This window comes from Plantibacter sp. MCCC 1A11337 (assembly GCF_013349365.1).
GTDB lineage: Bacteria > Actinomycetota > Actinomycetes > Actinomycetales > Microbacteriaceae > Plantibacter > Plantibacter flavus_A.
Genome location: NZ_JABJWX010000002.1, coordinates 109,680 through 123,436 on the forward strand (window position 1 = coordinate 109,680; position 13,757 = coordinate 123,436).

Below are 13,757 nucleotides of genomic sequence, written 5' to 3' on the forward strand. Positions count from 1 at the left end.
CCGAGCGCTCGATCAGCCGACTGGGCCCTCGATCAGCGTCACGTCAGCGGTCTGGGAGGTCCCACTCGCCGTGGTCCAGGTGACGGAGACCGTCTGGCCGGGCTCGAGCGTGGCCATGGTCGCCGTCAGGGTCTGAGCGGAGTCGATGGCGGCACCGTTGATGCCGGTGATGACGTCGCCGGCTGCGAGGCCGATCGACGCCGCGGGCGTGTTCTCGATCACCGAACCGACCACGGCACCCGGCACGGTCTGGGCTGCGCCGGACGCGGCCAGACCGATCCCGATGAAGGCCGGGTAGCCGATCGAGACGGTGTCGGTCTCGACGCCGGTACGGATCTGGTCGACGATGGACAACGCGTCGTCGATCGGGATGGCGAATCCGTCGATGTCGGTCCCGCCGGAGGAGGCAGCGGTGTCGACGCCGACGACCTCGCCCTCCGAGTCGTAGAGCGGCCCGCCGGAGTCGCCGGACTGGATGTCCGCGTCCGTCTGGATCAATCCGGTCAGCTGCTTGCCCGCCCCGGTCGTCTCATCCTGGACCGTGATGTCCTGCTCGAGGGCGGTCACGGACCCGTCCGCAGCGCTGGGGGTCCCACCCGTGCCGCCGGCGTTTCCGACCCCGGTGACGGCGTCACCGACGGCTGCGCCGCCGTCGTCGTCGATCGTGACGGTGTCCAGCCCTGAGGCGCCGTCGAGCTGCAGGAGCGCGACGTCGTTCGTGGCATCCGTCCCGACGACGCGTGCGTCGTACTGCTCCCCGGTCGCCACGACGGTGACGACGATGCTCGTCGCTCCCGCGACGACGTGGTTGTTGGTCAGGATCTGGCCGTCCGCGGTGAGGATCATCCCGGTTCCCGCGGCGGCGGCCCCCTGATAGGCCAGCTCGGTGTCGATGTCGACGACACCCACGGACTCCGCGGCGGTGGCGCTTCGGGTGTTCGCCGTCGCGGCATCCGGCGTCGCCTGCTGTGGCCCAGGCTGCCCGCCGGGAGCGCGGAAGCTCTGACCGCCCTCGTCCGGCACCGTCTCCGTCACCTGTGAGGAGGCGGCGACACTCTGGAACGCGCCGGCCGCCAGCGAAGCGAGACCGAGGCCACCGGTCACGAGGGACACGACCGTGGCGGCCGTCGCGGCGGCGATGATCCACCCGATGGGCTGCTTCTTCGCCGGGGTGCCGGTGGTCGACGGCGGCTGGGGGATCGTCTGCTGTCCGTACGGTCGGGGCTGCCAGGTGCCGGAGGGGGCGTACTGGCCCTGGCCGGCGGCGTACGGACCATACTGACCCTGTGGGCCCTGGTGATGACCGGGCCACGCGTGACCGCTCGTCGCGTGGGGAGCCGTCGCGTAACCGAAGGGCGTCGTGGGCTCGCGTCGCGGACCACCCGCGGCCGTGTTGCCGGGGTAGCCGGCCGGGGGAGTGACGTCCACACCCGGCTGGGGCTGGTACGAGCCGGTGGGCGGCTGGTACGGATCGGGAGCGGGGGACGACTGCGGCGTCTCCGCCGGTCGGGCGCCGTCCGTTGGACGCGGTTCAGGGCGTTCGGGGTCTGGGGTGGTGTTCACGGGGATTCCTCTCGGCGGGGGTGCTGAGATCATCTGACTCCCGCAATCCGAGTGAATCGTCTGGTTCGACCATGAACGACCTTTGAGCTTCCCGACCGTTTCCCGGATGACGATCGTGTACAGGCTCCATGCCCGACACCACCTCAGGGTCGCGTGAGCAACGCCTCCAGCGCGGGTCGGGCCTCAGCCTCGGAGATGTGTCCGGCGACGACGAGTTCCGCGAGCCCGTGGACCGCAGCCCAGACCGCCGTGGTCAGGGCGGCGATGACCTGCGGCTCGGCACCGGGGGCCAGCGACGCCGTCGTCTCGGCGAGCAGCGCCTCGACGCCACCGATGAGTGGCGCCATAGCCTCGCTGGGCGAGCCGGGGACACAGACTTCGGGGTCGTAGATCAGGCGGAACCGCTCCGGATGCTGCGCCGCGTAGTGCACATACGTCGAACCGATCCGGACGGCCGTCTCCTGTGGGTCTCGACCCGCCGTCGCCTGCCGCTCCTCGCGCATGGCTTCCAAGAGCTCCGCCATGCCGCGTTCGCTCAACCGTTTCAGGAGCGCGGTCCGGTCGCCGAAGTGGTGGTACGGCGCGTTGTGACTGACTCCGGCGCGACGTGCGACCTCTCGCAGGCTCAGCGTGGCATGGCCGTGCGTCCGCATGAGTTCGAGCGCAGCGTCCTCGAGCGCCGGCCCGAGGTTGCCGTGGTGGTACGCCGTCGTCGATCTTGACACAAGCAACATCGTACCCGTACCGTCGGTTCCGACCAGAAGTGGACAGTGTCCAGATTCTTGGCACTGTCCAGACCTACAACTGATGGAGAACTGATGCCCACCCTCGTCATCGACGGACACCCGAACCCCGGGTCTCTGTGCGCCGCCCTCGCCGCGAACTACGCGGAGGCGCACGGCGACGCGACCGTCCTCGCCGTGCGCGACCTCGCGTTCGACCCGAACCTCCGCCTCGGGTACACCCGCCGTCAAGACCTGGAGCCCGACCTCGAACGAGCGTGGGAGCAGATCCTCGCCGCGGACCACCTCGTGATCGTGGCGCCGGTCTGGTGGGGATCGGTGCCGGCGCTGCTCAAGGGGTTCTTCGATCGCCTGCTGCTTCCCCGTCGCGCCTACCGGACCAAGGACAACGGTCTCCCCGAGGGACTGCTCGCCGGCCGCTCGGGGCGGGTGATGGTCACGACCGACTCGCCGTGGTGGTACCTCCCGCTCGTCGGCGACACGACGGTGAAGCAACTCCGCACCACCACCCTCAGGTTCTGCGGGGTCAAGCCCGTCGCCGTGAACCGGTTCGGTCGGGTGAAGGATTCGACCGTGGAGCAGCGTCGGCGGTGGCTCGCGAAGGCGGCACAGAACGGTCGTTCCGACGCGGCGCGACGGAGTTCTCGTTCCTCCGCTGCGGCCGCAGAACTGGTCAGTGGCCGTCGACCAACCGGATGAAGGCACTGAGCTCGGCGACGCCCTCCGGCGTGACCGGCAGGTACTCGGTGAGTGCGGGGGAGTGCACGAGGTACGCCGCCCACTGGGCGCGGGAGATACCGACGTTCAGTCGGTTCTTCATCAACAGGAACGACATGCCCCTCGGGACGTCGGCGGGTGAGGACGCGGCCAGCGAGACGATCGCGATGACGGCCTCCTGACCCTGGAACTTGTCGACGGTCCCGACGCGCACCGCGTCGAACCCGGCCGCGTCGAGCGTCGCTCGGACGACGGCGACGTGGGCGTTGTAGGGACAGACGACGATGATGTCGGCCTCGCTCACCGGGTCGTCGATGCGGCCGGCATCCGGATCGGTCCAGCGGAGCCCGATGGTCGACCGGACGAGCTCCGCGACGCGGTCGGCCTCCTCCTGCGAACTCGTCGCGTTTCCGACGTGATGGACCGGGACGACGTGCAGCCCCGGCGCACGACCCTCCAGACGACGCTTCGTCGTGGCCGCCGCTGAGCGCAGCTCGCCACCGTATGACAAGCGCGAGACCGGCTCGGTGACCGCGGCGTCCATCCGCCAGGTCTCGTGGAGGAAGTAGCCGAGTTCCGGAGGAAGGACGTCGCGACCGTCGGCCACGAATCCGAGGGCCGAGGTGTCGATCGGTTCGGGATGCGTCCCCTGGCTCACCTGCGGCAGCTGCTGCGGGTCGCCCAAGAGCAGGAGGTTCCGCGCGGCTACGCTCGCCGCGATCGTGTAGGCGAGCGAGAACTGACCGGCCTCGTCGACGACGAGCAGGTCGAGCGACCTCCGGTCGAACCGGTTCCGATTGCTGAAGTCCCAGGCCGTCCCGCCGATGACGAAGCCGCCGGTCTGCTCGGCCATGAACGCGCCATGACCATTGGCCGGGAGGACGGTGTAGCCGCGCTCAGCATCCGGGTCGGCACCGGATCGCAGGGTCTTCGCCACGAGCGCGGGGGAGAGCCCCGCCTTCACCACACGCTCGAGGAGGTTCTCGACGACGTCGTGCGACTGCGCCACGACCCCGATCCGCCAGCCGTGCTGCTGCACGAGGGCCGTGATGACGTGCGAGGCGACGTAGGTCTTGCCGGTTCCAGGCGGCCCCTGGACGGCGAGCGCCGAGTCGTCGAGGTCGAGCAACGCGGCGGTCACGTCCTCGATCGTGCGCCCGTCTCCGCGGTGGGGGAGCGGCTCACCCGAGCTCGTGCGGGGCGGTCGTCGCCGCAGGATGTCGACGACGCCGTCGTCCGGCCACCCTGGAGCGGCGTCGAGGACCGCCTGCCCCCACTCGGCGATCGCATCGACCTGTGTTCCGGGTCGCGGGGGAGGAGACGGCGTGAGCGCGACCGGCAGCTCCGTGTAGGGCTCACGATCCGTCTTGAGCGTCTCCTGGATGAGCAGGGAGTCGTCGTCGACCTCGAGGACCGTGATCTGTCCGGCCGGTCGGGAGCCGGGCTCGGCGCGGGGGAGCGTGTACGGTCCCGGGTGGTCGTAGACCGCGAACGGGTCGGCGCCGACCTTCACACTGCTGCCGGGGGCCCATCGGCCGCGGAGTCGCATGTGACGGCGGTCGCTGCGCTGCCGTCCCTCGCGGAACCAGTCGCGCTCGACGACTCCCGAGGTGACGGTGAAGACGTTCCGGGTGTCCTCCCATTCGTCGCGCGCGGCGATGAGTCGGGAGAAGTGCTCCTGCCAGAACGACTTGTGCTCACGCCGGTGGTAGTCGATGGCGGCCGCCGCGAGCGCATACGCGGTGGCGTCGTCGGAGCGTTCGGGGTCGAGGGGGTCTCCGGCCAACGCCGTCAGCGCGTCGTGGAGCGGCGTCGGTTCGTCCACCAGGGGCTCGGGTGCGTCGGTGACGAAGGTGCCCGGCAGCACGCCCCGTTCCGCACCGAGGTCGAGCAACCAGTTCCGCAGCCGACGGGTCGACTCGCAGTCGTACGCGTTGTACTCGGCGATCTCCGAGAGCTTCCGTTCGCCTTCGGCGACGAGCTCCGGGTCGTCGCTCCGACTCAGCTCGCGCGCCTCCGCGTAGGCCGTGATGGATGCCGCGGCGTCGGTGACGTCGCTGTCGCGGTGCTCCTCACCCATGTAGAGCGGCTCGAGCTTCTTGATCGAGTACGACCGCGATCCGACACGCACCGTCTTGCGGACGAACGGGTAGAGGTCGAACAGCACGGCCTCGCGGAGGAGGTCGTCGATCGTGTCCTCCCCGACCCCGTGCCGGGCGGCCAGCGAGAGCAGGTGCGTCCGCTCGTAGGCGGCGTAGTGATACACGTGCATGCCCGGGAACTCGGCACGGCGGGCGGTGAGGTAGGCGAGGAAGTCGATCAGCGCCGTCCGCTCTTCATGGAAGTCGTGCGCCCACCAGGATCGGAACCGGCCGTCGGTGTCGACCAGGCCGAACAGGTAGTCGATGCCCCACCTCGTGCGGACGCCCCGGCGGGCGTCACCCGGCTCGCCCTCGGTGTACAACGGGTCGCCCTCGAAGTCGAAGAAGACGTCGCCGGGATCGGGTTGCGGCAGGAGCCCGAGTGCCGTGGCGTCGTGCACACGGAACGCCGGCACGCCGGCGGCTGGTGACGGCTCGAGCTGCAGATGCGCCTGCTCGCGCAGCGCTGCGAGCGTGCTCTCGGCGATGCCGTCGACCGTCCCGCCGGCGCCACCCGACAGCCCGTGCGGCCCTGGTCGCTCGGTCGATCCGGTGAGCGTGAGCGACGCCAGATCGTCGATCGTGGCGATGCCGGCCGCCAGCAGGCGGTCGCGCTGCGTCAACCGGAGCCCGGCCACCAGCAGGACGTCGCGTGAGGCCGTGATCTCGGCGTCGCACCACGCGCATCGTCCGCAGACGCTGTAGCGCTGGTCGCCCCAGGCCACCGGGGCGTCGGCTTCGAGCCGTTCGGCGACGATCCGCAGCAGGCGCGCACGACGGCGACGGTACACCGGCAGGATGTCGGCCACCGCGTGGGTGCTGACGGTGCCGTCTCCCAGGATGAGGTCGACGTCGTCGTCGACCGGGATCCCGGCCGTCTCCAGCTGCTCCACGTAGGCGGCGAGCTGGAGGAGGGCGGTGACCTTCGGCGAGCGCGCGAGTTTGGTGTCCTGCACGCGATACCGGCCGTCGGGCCGGCGCACGATGAAGTCGGCGAAGCCGATGAACGATCCGTCGAAGAACGCGGCCTGGAAGACGACCGGGGCTCCGTCGCGGAACGCCGTGATCGTCGACTCGACGGCTGCGGCGAGCGCCACCGTGTCTCGGACGTCGGGGCGGTCGAGCTCGACGACGCCGGTGCCGAACTCGGCGCGGTACGACTCGAGGACCCGCAGCTCGTGCTGGTCGCCGAGCTTGGAGGTCCGCATGAGCATCTCGTCCTCCGGCTCGACGATCGGTTCGATCCGACCGAGCTTCGCGTCGACCGTGCGCAGGAACGCGAACTCGCAGTGGGAGGCGTTGGAGAGGTCGCTGGCGCTCGTGATGGCGGAACCGTCGAGGAGGAACATCGGTGCGGTGGGTGCCTTTCGAGACGACTGCTGCGGGGGCTGGTCCGCCTCCGATCGCTGTCAGTCTGGCACGCACCACCGACCGCAGCGCCGCCGCGGGACGCAGGGTGACGCCAGCCGAGCGGGAGCCGTCTGTGGAGCGGCGTCGGGCGCGCTCGATCCCACGTCCCCTAGCCTGGAGACGGACCACGACGCCATGGGACGGGAGTGCATCATGACCACCACGATCCAGGTCGTCGCGGGTGTCGCCACGCAGGACGACACCGTGCTCGCGTGCCGGCGGGCACCCGGGCGGGCGTCCGGCGGCCTGTGGGAGTTCCCCGGAGGCAAGGTCGAGACCGGCGAGCGGCCGCAAGACGCGCTGGCTCGTGAGCTGCGCGAGGAGCTCGACGCCGACGTCGCTGTGGGGGCGCTGCTGGACCGCTCCACCGTCACCGTGGGCGAGCTCGTGATCGACCTCGCCTGCTACGAGGTCACCTTCCGCGGGGCACCCCCGACCCACAGCACGGACCACGACGAACTGCGCTGGGTCACCCGCGAACGGCTCCTCGGGCTGGGCTGGGCGACGCCCGACCTCCCGATGGTCAGGCGACTCACCGCGAGCTGACCCCGGAGCCCCAGGGCGTCACTCGACCGCGTGGAGCGGGATGCGGGCGAGCGTGCGTCCGCTCAGCACGAGGTCGTCGTTGGTCGAGGTGACCGCCAGCTCGGTGACCGTCCACTCGAACAGGGTGACGTCGCGCCAACGTTCGAGGAAGGCGGCGAGCGCCGCGGTCTCGGCGGCGTCGAGCTCATCGCGGAAGTGGTGCAGGCCCACCCCGACGAGCGGTGCGGGACGCCCGCCGACGGCCCGCTGGATGGGGGCGAAGGCGTCCGCGGTGGCGGGGAGGTAACAGCGCCCCCGGTTGAACCCGCCGATGACGGGGCCCGCCAGCCTGACCCGGAAGGGTGTGAACTCGCCGACGCTCGTCCGCAGCGCGTCGAGGAACCCGGAGTCCGCGTCGATGGAGGAGAGCGTCGCGTGCAACCGGTGTGCGCGTCGGAGCTCGATCCCTCGGGCGAGCTTGGGTGCGAAGGGTGCCGAGGCGAGGTCGGCCTCGTAGCTCAGGAAGATCGGATCGACGAACAGCCGTTCGACCGGGACGGGGACGACGACCGCCAGGCGCGCCTCGGCGTACCGCCCGCCACGGTAGACGCCGTCAGGACTCGCGGCGAGCGCGAGCGGGTGGTCGGCGTCGATCAGGGGGAGCTGGGCGTACCGGTAGCGCTCGTCGAAGGTCAGGGCCTCGCCCGGTCGGAAGGTGGAGCGGACGACGTCCCAGCTGCGGAGGGCGTCGTGCGAGTCCGACGACGTGTCCACACCGCTGGAGGCCGTTTCGGGGACATCGACCTCGAACGCCCGGTCGGCCGATCCGCCGGTCACCGTCCGGATCAGACCCGTCGCGACACCGGTCGGCAGCGCACCGATCGTGTTTCCGGACGCACCGGCGGAAGAGGGCATGTCGTGAGGTTAGTGGAGCCGTCAGCGCAGCACGTCGGTGACACCCCGAATTCGGGTGATCGACCCAATTCGCCGCATGGCCGACCCGAACGCCGACACCGTCAGCCGATCAGTGCGCCTTGCCGACCTTCCAGTAGCCGCAGAACATGACACGGTCCTTGGGCATGCCACCACGGACCCAGAGCCGACGCACGTTCGCCGCCAGGGACTGCTCTCCGACGACCCACCCGTAGCACGGGGCGGGCGGCACCCCGAGGGCCGTCGCGGCAGCCAGCGCCGCTCGTCCGGGGACGTCGTGCGGATCCTCTCGGACCACCCATCGCAGCTCGACCCCGTCCGGGACACGCATGTCCTGCGCGTCCTCCGCGGAGGGGATCTCGACGATCGCCGTCCCGACGGTCGACGCCGGAAGCGCGGTCAGGATGCCGGCGACGGCGGGGAGCCCGGTCTCGTCGGCGACCAACAGCACTCGATCCACGTCGGCCGGGAGGTTGAACATGCGCCCCTCGTCCAGCAGCCCCACCGCATCGCCCACCTCGCACGACTGGGCCCAGCTCGCCGCGGGCCCCGCGGTCCCCTCGGCGGCCGACCCGTGGATGACGAAGTCGATGTCCAACTCCGGCCCGTCGGGGCCGTCGCGACGGAAATCCCGCACCGTGTAGTTCCTGAGCACCGGTCGCACGGACTTGGAGATCGCGAGGTACTTGGCGTAGGCCAGCATGTCGAGCTTGGTCGGCAGCCGCTCGAGACCGCCCTCGGAGACCGGTATGAAGAACCGGAACCACTGGTCGTACCCGAGGAAGGTGAAGTCGGCGATGTCACCGCCACCGAGGGTGACCCTGGCGATGTTCGGTGAGACGCGCGAGCGGCGGACGACCCGCAGCGTGAGGAGGGTCGCCGCCTCGGGTTTGATGCGCGCCGTCTCGGCATTCGTGCGAGCCACTCGAGCCCCTTCCTCAGGCGGCTCCGACAGCCGCGACTGAGGCTACCCTAACTCAGGTCACCCTTACTTGGAGGAGTCGGGTTCGGCAGCGGCGACCTTCCGGGAACGGGCGTCGAGTGACGCGAACACGAGCGCCACGACCACGAAGCCGATCGTGACGAGGGTGCTGTTGCGATACGCGTCGTGATAGACGTCGAGCGACGCACCGGAGGCGCCGCCGTCGTTCTCGGAGTACACCGTCGCGTAGAACGTCGCCGTCGCGGCGGCGAGTCCCACCGCGGTCCCGATGCGCTGGCCGAGCTGGCCGATCGATCCGGCGACACCACCGGAGGCCACGGGGATGTCCGCGAGCATCAGTGTCTGGTTGGGGGAGATGACCGCGCCACCGCCGATGCCGGCGAGGAGCATCGCGGCACCCATCGCGTACGGCGTGATCTCCGGGGGCGTGATGAAGGCGAGGAGTGAGTTGAGACTGAACCCCACCACGACCAGCACGAGCCCACCGACGACCAGGGGGCGTCCGAGTCGGTCGACGACCCGACCGCTCAACCACGAGCTGACGGCCGAGGCGAGGGCGAAGGGGATCGTGATCATGCCCGCGAAGACCGGCTCGAGCCCGAGCCCCTGCTGCACGAACAGCGTGAGCGTGAGGAAGGTGGCCGGCATCGCCGCGAAGTACGTCGTGGAGATCAGGACGCCGTTGCGGTAGCTGCCGAGCTTGAACAGGGAGAAGTCGACGACGGGTGTCTTCCCGGCGCGTTGATAGCGACCCTCCCACCACGCGAAGAGGCCGGCGAAGACGGCGAACGCGACCAGCAGCCACCAGCGCGCCGGGTCGTCGCCCGGGGAACCGGTCGTCAGGACGAAGGGCAGCATGAGCGAGAGCACGGCGAGACCGAGGAACACGATGCCCACCGGATCGAGCGATCCGGCGCCCGCCTCGTGCGGCTGCTGCTTGGGCAGCAGTCGCGCGGCGATCGGCAACAGGATGATCGCGAGCGGGACGTTCATCCAAAAGAGCAGGCGCCAGCCGTCCTCCGGGCCGCCGATGGCGATGAGCAGGCCGCCGAGCGTCGGTCCGAACGCCGTCGAGAGGCCGATGATGGCTCCGAAGAGACCGAAGGCGCGGCCACGCTCCTTGCCGACGAACAGCTGCTGGATGAGCCCGATGACCTGCGGCATCAGCAGGCCCGCAGCGATGCCCTGGAGGATCCGTCCGCCGATGAGGATCCCGACGTTCGGTGCGACGGCGCAGGCGAGACTGGCCGCTCCGAACACACTCAGGCCGATCATGAACATGCGACGCCGGGAGTGCAGGTCGCCGTAGCGCCCGGCGGGCACGAGGATCAGACCGAACGCCAGGGCGTACCCGGCGACGATCAGCTGCAGGGCGGTCGGGCCGGCGTCGAGCGCCTGCTCGATCGACGGCAGTCCGACGTTGACCTTCGAGAGGTCGAGGATCGTGAGGGCGGCGACCGACACGCAGATGGCGAACGCGCGCCATTTCGTCCGGTCGTCGGGGGCGGTTCGCTCGTCAGTCATCCTGGCCAGCCTAGGCCCGCGTCAACCCGGTCCGCCCCGGCTTGACGGGCGCGGATCCACCGTCCTGTGCAGCATCTTCGGGCTCAGAACCGGCGCAGACGATGACGGGGCAGCCGTCACGGGCTACGCTCGGAAGATGCATATGGATGCCCCTCGCGGGCTGCAGGACCCCGACGAACTGGCCGAACGACACCGCATGCTGGCCGAGTCGCCGGCACTCGCGCCGCTGCGCGACTGGTCGGACGCGATGATGACCCGCCGAGGACGGCGGCAGGCGGACCTCGTCCTCCCGCTCGTCGACCCGGCCGATGCGGCCGTCAACGCGAAGACACTGATCCTCCTCGACGCCCCGGGGACCCTCGCCCCCGACAGCCTCGACGCTCCGGGATCCGGGTTCGCCTCGGTCGACAACGACGACCCGATCGCCGAGAGCCTCTGGAATCTGCGCAACGACATCGGCTTCGACGACGTCATGGTGTGGAACATCGTCCCGTGGTACCTGAGCGCCGGGCGGAAGAAGCCGAACGCGCCCGAGGTCGCCCAGGGCGCGATGGAACTGCGCGCCCTCCTGCCGCTCCTCAAGAACCTGCGCGTCGTCGTCCTCTGCGGACCCCACGCTCAGGACGGTTGGTGGAAGCACGTCGAGCCACTGCTCGGCAACACGTACAGCGCCTTCAACGCTCCGCACCCCTCGCCGTTGTCGCTGAAGCAGCCGGGTCGTCGCGAGGAGATCGAGAAGGTCTTCGCCCGCGCCAAACAGGTCGCCGGCTGATCACACGCCCCTTTCGCAACCCCCTCGCCCGTCGGGCGAGGGGGTTGCGTGCATCTGAGGCCTCGTTAGGGTCGATGGACGAGGAGAGGAGCATCACATGGACATCGGCACCATCGCCATCCTCGCCGCGCTCGTCCTCCTGGCGGTCGCGGCCGTCTGGTACGTGTCACGGCGAGACCACGCCGCGCGTTCGGCCGACGAACACCATTCGCACGACAACGACGCGGAGGTCGAGCGCGAACGCGCGAGGGGCCTCGCGGAGGGCACCGGCGGCGTGCCCCGTCGTGGCGGTGGCCCGATGGGGTTCTGACCCCGCGAACGCACAGGAACGGTCGCCCCCCGCGAGGGATGGCGACCGTTCCGCACGTTCGGCGGTGAACTCTAGACGAGCGGCGGGAGGCCTGCTGCGACGCGAGCGCCCAGCGTGCCGTCGACGGCGGTCCAGTAGGCGATGACCCGCTCGCGGAGATCCGCTCGCGTCACCTTCGAGACGTGCCCGATGATGTTGCCGACGAGACGGTCGCGGGCGGCGTCGTCGAGCACCTCGCGCACGAGGGTCCCGGCCTGACCGAAGTCGTCGTCCTCGGCGTGCAGCGTCGCGGCTGCCCGCACGAGCTCGCCGTCGGACTGCCAGCCGTTGGACTCAGCGGCACGCGCAGGGTCGGCGTGGGCGCCACCGACGGAGTTCGGTGCGTAGACCGGCGCGTCCGCGTCGTTGAAGGTGTAGCGCATGGCGCCTTCCTTCGAGTACGTGTGCACCGGCGCATGCGGGGCGTTCACCGGCAGCTGTGCGTGGTTGGTGCCCACGCGGTAGCGGTGTGCGTCCGCGTAGCTGAAGATGCGGGCGAGGAGCATCTTGTCGGGGCTCGCAGCGATCCCGGGGACGAAGTTCGACGGCGCGAAGGTCGCCTGCTCGATCTGCGCGAAGTAGTTCTCCGGGTTGCGGTCGAGGGTCATCTTGCCGACCTCGATGAGCGGGTAGTCGCTGTGCGGCCAGACCTTGGTGAGGTCGAACGGGTTGAAGCGGTAGCCCGCGGCGTCGGCGTACGGCATGACCTGCACGGAGAGCGTCCAGCTCGGGTGCTCGCCGCGGGTGATCGCCTCGGAGAGGTCGCGGATGTGGAAGTCGGCGTCCTCGCCGGCGATCTGGTCGGCCTGGTCCTGCGTGAGGATCTCGATGCCCTGGTCGGTCTTGAAGTGGTACTTCACCCAGAAGCGCTCGCCTGCGGCGTTGACCCACTGGTAGGTGTGCGACCCGAACCCGTCCATGTGCCGCCAGGAGCCCGGAAGACCGCGGTCGCCCATGAGCCAGGTGACCTGGTGTGCGCTCTCGGGGGAGAGCGTCCAGAAGTCCCACTGCATGTCGTGGTCGCGCAGGTGCGAGCCCGGGAGTCGCTTCTGCGAGCGGATGAAGTCGGGGAACTTGATGCCGTCGCGGATGAAGAACACCGGCGTGTTGTTGCCGACCAGGTCGTAGTTGCCCTCGCTCGTGTAGAACTTCAGCGCGAAGCCGCGGGGGTCGCGCCAGGTGTCGGGGCTGCCCTGCTCACCGGCGACGGTGGAGAAGCGTGCGAGCATCTCGGTCTCGACGCCCGGCTGGAACAGTGCGGCACGCGTGAACCGGGAGACGTCGCCGGTCGTGACGAACCGTCCGAACGCACCACCGCCCTTGGCGTGGACGACACGCTCCGGTACCCGTTCGCGGTTGAACTGCGCGAGCTTCTCGACCAGGTAGTGGTCGTGGAGCGCGATCGCTCCGTCTGCGCCGACGCTCTGGGAGTGCTCGTCGCTCGCGACGGGTGCTCCGCTGTTGGTGGTGGTGTAGCTGGTCTCGGACATGTCTCTCCTCGAGGGTGGGGCTGGTCGGACGGTCGGATGGATTCAGCACTGCCACCCTTGCGGTGACAGCTGACGATCGGCATGGAGGTGCCGTCGAGTGGTCTGTGGAACGGTGTCAGGCGGCATCCGCCTGGCACGCGGGGCATACTCCCCAGAACGTGATCTCGGCCGCATCGATCAGGTACCCCGCCGCGTCGTCCGGGTGCATGCATGGCGCCGCGCCCTGCGTACAGTCGACGTCGACCACGGCGCCGCACGAGCTGCACACCAGATGATGGTGGTTGTCGTCGACGCGCAGCTCGTACCGGCCGGGATGGCCGTCCGGTTCGATCCTGCGCACGAGGCCGGCTGCGACGAAGGCGTTGAGCACGCTGTACACGGCCTGTGGGGAGGTCTGCGGTGCTCGCGGCTTCAGGGAAGCGACGACCTGCTCCACGTCGGCGTGCGGTGTCCGGGCGAGGATCTCGAGGACGGCGAGACGTCCCGTGGTCACCCGCAGCCCGGCGGCCCGGATCCTCGTGTGGAAGTCGTTCGTCGCCGACTCCACCTCCGATCCGTTCATGCAGCCACCGTACCGAGTTGTTTTGAATTAGTCAAAATAAGGACTTCCCCTCCGCATTGTCCCGCAGCCAGCCCAACTCTAATAT

12 protein-coding genes are annotated in these 13,757 nt (G+C 69.8%); 4 read left to right on the top strand and 8 right to left on the bottom strand.

Translation table 11 applies throughout. The features are described 5' to 3' along the window. Positions 1 to 12: 12 nt before the first annotated feature. Entirely contained in the window at positions 13 to 1,563 is a 1,551-nt protein-coding gene (locus HOW07_RS19795) for a trypsin-like peptidase domain-containing protein (RefSeq protein WP_285039827.1), read from the bottom strand. A gap of 143 nt (positions 1,564 to 1,706) precedes the next feature. Next, on the bottom strand, positions 1,707 to 2,288 hold the full coding sequence (locus HOW07_RS07845; protein ID WP_371743612.1) for a TetR/AcrR family transcriptional regulator: 582 nt from the start codon (positions 2,286 to 2,288) through the stop codon (positions 1,707 to 1,709). 93 nt (positions 2,289 to 2,381) lie between these two features. Here HOW07_RS07845 and HOW07_RS07850 point away from each other — a divergent pair, with 93 nt between their 5' ends. Then, positions 2,382 to 3,005: an NAD(P)H-dependent oxidoreductase gene (locus tag HOW07_RS07850; protein ID WP_175116593.1), complete on the top strand. Its 624-nt coding sequence runs from the start codon at positions 2,382 to 2,384 to the stop codon at positions 3,003 to 3,005. Here the strand turns inward: HOW07_RS07850 and HOW07_RS07855 are convergent. Beyond that, positions 2,980 to 6,513, bottom strand: coding sequence for a bifunctional RecB family nuclease/DEAD/DEAH box helicase (locus HOW07_RS07855; RefSeq protein WP_175116594.1), 3,534 nt, complete (start codon positions 6,511 to 6,513; stop codon positions 2,980 to 2,982). The genes HOW07_RS07850 and HOW07_RS07855 overlap by 26 nt on opposite strands. Before the next feature lie 214 nt (positions 6,514 to 6,727). Here HOW07_RS07855 and HOW07_RS07860 point away from each other — a divergent pair, with 214 nt between their 5' ends. Continuing rightward, on the top strand, positions 6,728 to 7,120 hold the full coding sequence (locus tag HOW07_RS07860) for a (deoxy)nucleoside triphosphate pyrophosphohydrolase (RefSeq protein ID WP_175116595.1): 393 nt from the start codon (positions 6,728 to 6,730) through the stop codon (positions 7,118 to 7,120). An 18-nt stretch (positions 7,121 to 7,138) separates the two neighbouring features. Here the strand turns inward: HOW07_RS07860 and HOW07_RS07865 are convergent, their stop codons facing one another. The 3 genes from HOW07_RS07865 to HOW07_RS07875 all read right to left on the bottom strand — a co-directional run bounded on the left by HOW07_RS07865 (position 7,139) and on the right by HOW07_RS07875 (position 10,499). Continuing rightward, complete coding sequence (locus HOW07_RS07865) at positions 7,139 to 8,014, bottom strand: hypothetical protein (RefSeq protein ID WP_175116596.1); 876 nt, start codon at positions 8,012 to 8,014, stop codon at positions 7,139 to 7,141. A 109-nt stretch (positions 8,015 to 8,123) separates the two neighbouring features. Next, positions 8,124 to 8,957, bottom strand: a complete 834-nt coding sequence (locus tag HOW07_RS07870) for a siderophore-interacting protein (protein WP_175116597.1) — start codon at positions 8,955 to 8,957, stop codon at positions 8,124 to 8,126. 63 nt (positions 8,958 to 9,020) lie between these two features. Continuing rightward, the gene (locus HOW07_RS07875; protein WP_175116598.1) at positions 9,021 to 10,499 is read right to left on the bottom strand and encodes an MFS transporter; all 1,479 of its coding nucleotides are present in this window, start codon (positions 10,497 to 10,499) and stop codon (positions 9,021 to 9,023) included. Between the two features lie 136 nt (positions 10,500 to 10,635). Here HOW07_RS07875 and HOW07_RS07880 point away from each other — a divergent pair, with 136 nt between their 5' ends. Together HOW07_RS07880 and HOW07_RS07885 are read left to right on the top strand one after the other, a co-directional pair. Next, positions 10,636 to 11,271 (top strand): uracil-DNA glycosylase, encoded by a 636-nt coding sequence (locus HOW07_RS07880; RefSeq protein WP_158596626.1) that lies wholly within the window; start codon positions 10,636 to 10,638, stop codon positions 11,269 to 11,271. A gap of 97 nt (positions 11,272 to 11,368) precedes the next feature. Further along, complete coding sequence (locus tag HOW07_RS07885; RefSeq protein WP_121292780.1) at positions 11,369 to 11,581, top strand: hypothetical protein; 213 nt, start codon at positions 11,369 to 11,371, stop codon at positions 11,579 to 11,581. Between the two features lie 71 nt (positions 11,582 to 11,652). Here the strand turns inward: HOW07_RS07885 and HOW07_RS07890 are convergent, their stop codons facing one another. Both HOW07_RS07890 and HOW07_RS07895 read right to left on the bottom strand, forming a co-directional pair. Continuing rightward, positions 11,653 to 13,110 (bottom strand): catalase, encoded by a 1,458-nt coding sequence (locus HOW07_RS07890; protein ID WP_079003741.1) that lies wholly within the window; start codon positions 13,108 to 13,110, stop codon positions 11,653 to 11,655. 115 nt (positions 13,111 to 13,225) lie between these two features. Beyond that, entirely contained in the window at positions 13,226 to 13,672 is a 447-nt protein-coding gene (locus HOW07_RS07895; RefSeq protein WP_079003742.1) for a Fur family transcriptional regulator, read from the bottom strand. Positions 13,673 to 13,757: the final 85 nt, after the last annotated feature.

Excerpts from the sequence above, each read along its gene's own strand:
- HOW07_RS07850 (WP_175116593.1), top strand. The coding sequence starts at position 2,382 with ATGCCCACCCTCGTCATCGACGGACACCCGAACCCCGGGTCTCTGTGC.
- HOW07_RS07895 (WP_079003742.1), bottom strand. The coding sequence starts at position 13,672 with ATGAACGGATCGGAGGTGGAGTCGGCGACGAACGACTTCCACACGAGG.
- HOW07_RS07890 (WP_079003741.1), bottom strand. The coding sequence starts at position 13,110 with ATGTCCGAGACCAGCTACACCACCACCAACAGCGGAGCACCCGTCGCG.
- HOW07_RS07880 (WP_158596626.1), top strand. The coding sequence starts at position 10,636 with ATGCATATGGATGCCCCTCGCGGGCTGCAGGACCCCGACGAACTGGCC.
- HOW07_RS07865 (WP_175116596.1), bottom strand. The coding sequence starts at position 8,014 with ATGCCCTCTTCCGCCGGTGCGTCCGGAAACACGATCGGTGCGCTGCCG.
- HOW07_RS07855 (WP_175116594.1), bottom strand. The coding sequence starts at position 6,513 with ATGTTCCTCCTCGACGGTTCCGCCATCACGAGCGCCAGCGACCTCTCC.
- HOW07_RS07860 (WP_175116595.1), top strand. The coding sequence starts at position 6,728 with ATGACCACCACGATCCAGGTCGTCGCGGGTGTCGCCACGCAGGACGAC.
- HOW07_RS07875 (WP_175116598.1), bottom strand. The coding sequence starts at position 10,499 with ATGACTGACGAGCGAACCGCCCCCGACGACCGGACGAAATGGCGCGCG.
- HOW07_RS07885 (WP_121292780.1), top strand. The coding sequence starts at position 11,369 with ATGGACATCGGCACCATCGCCATCCTCGCCGCGCTCGTCCTCCTGGCG.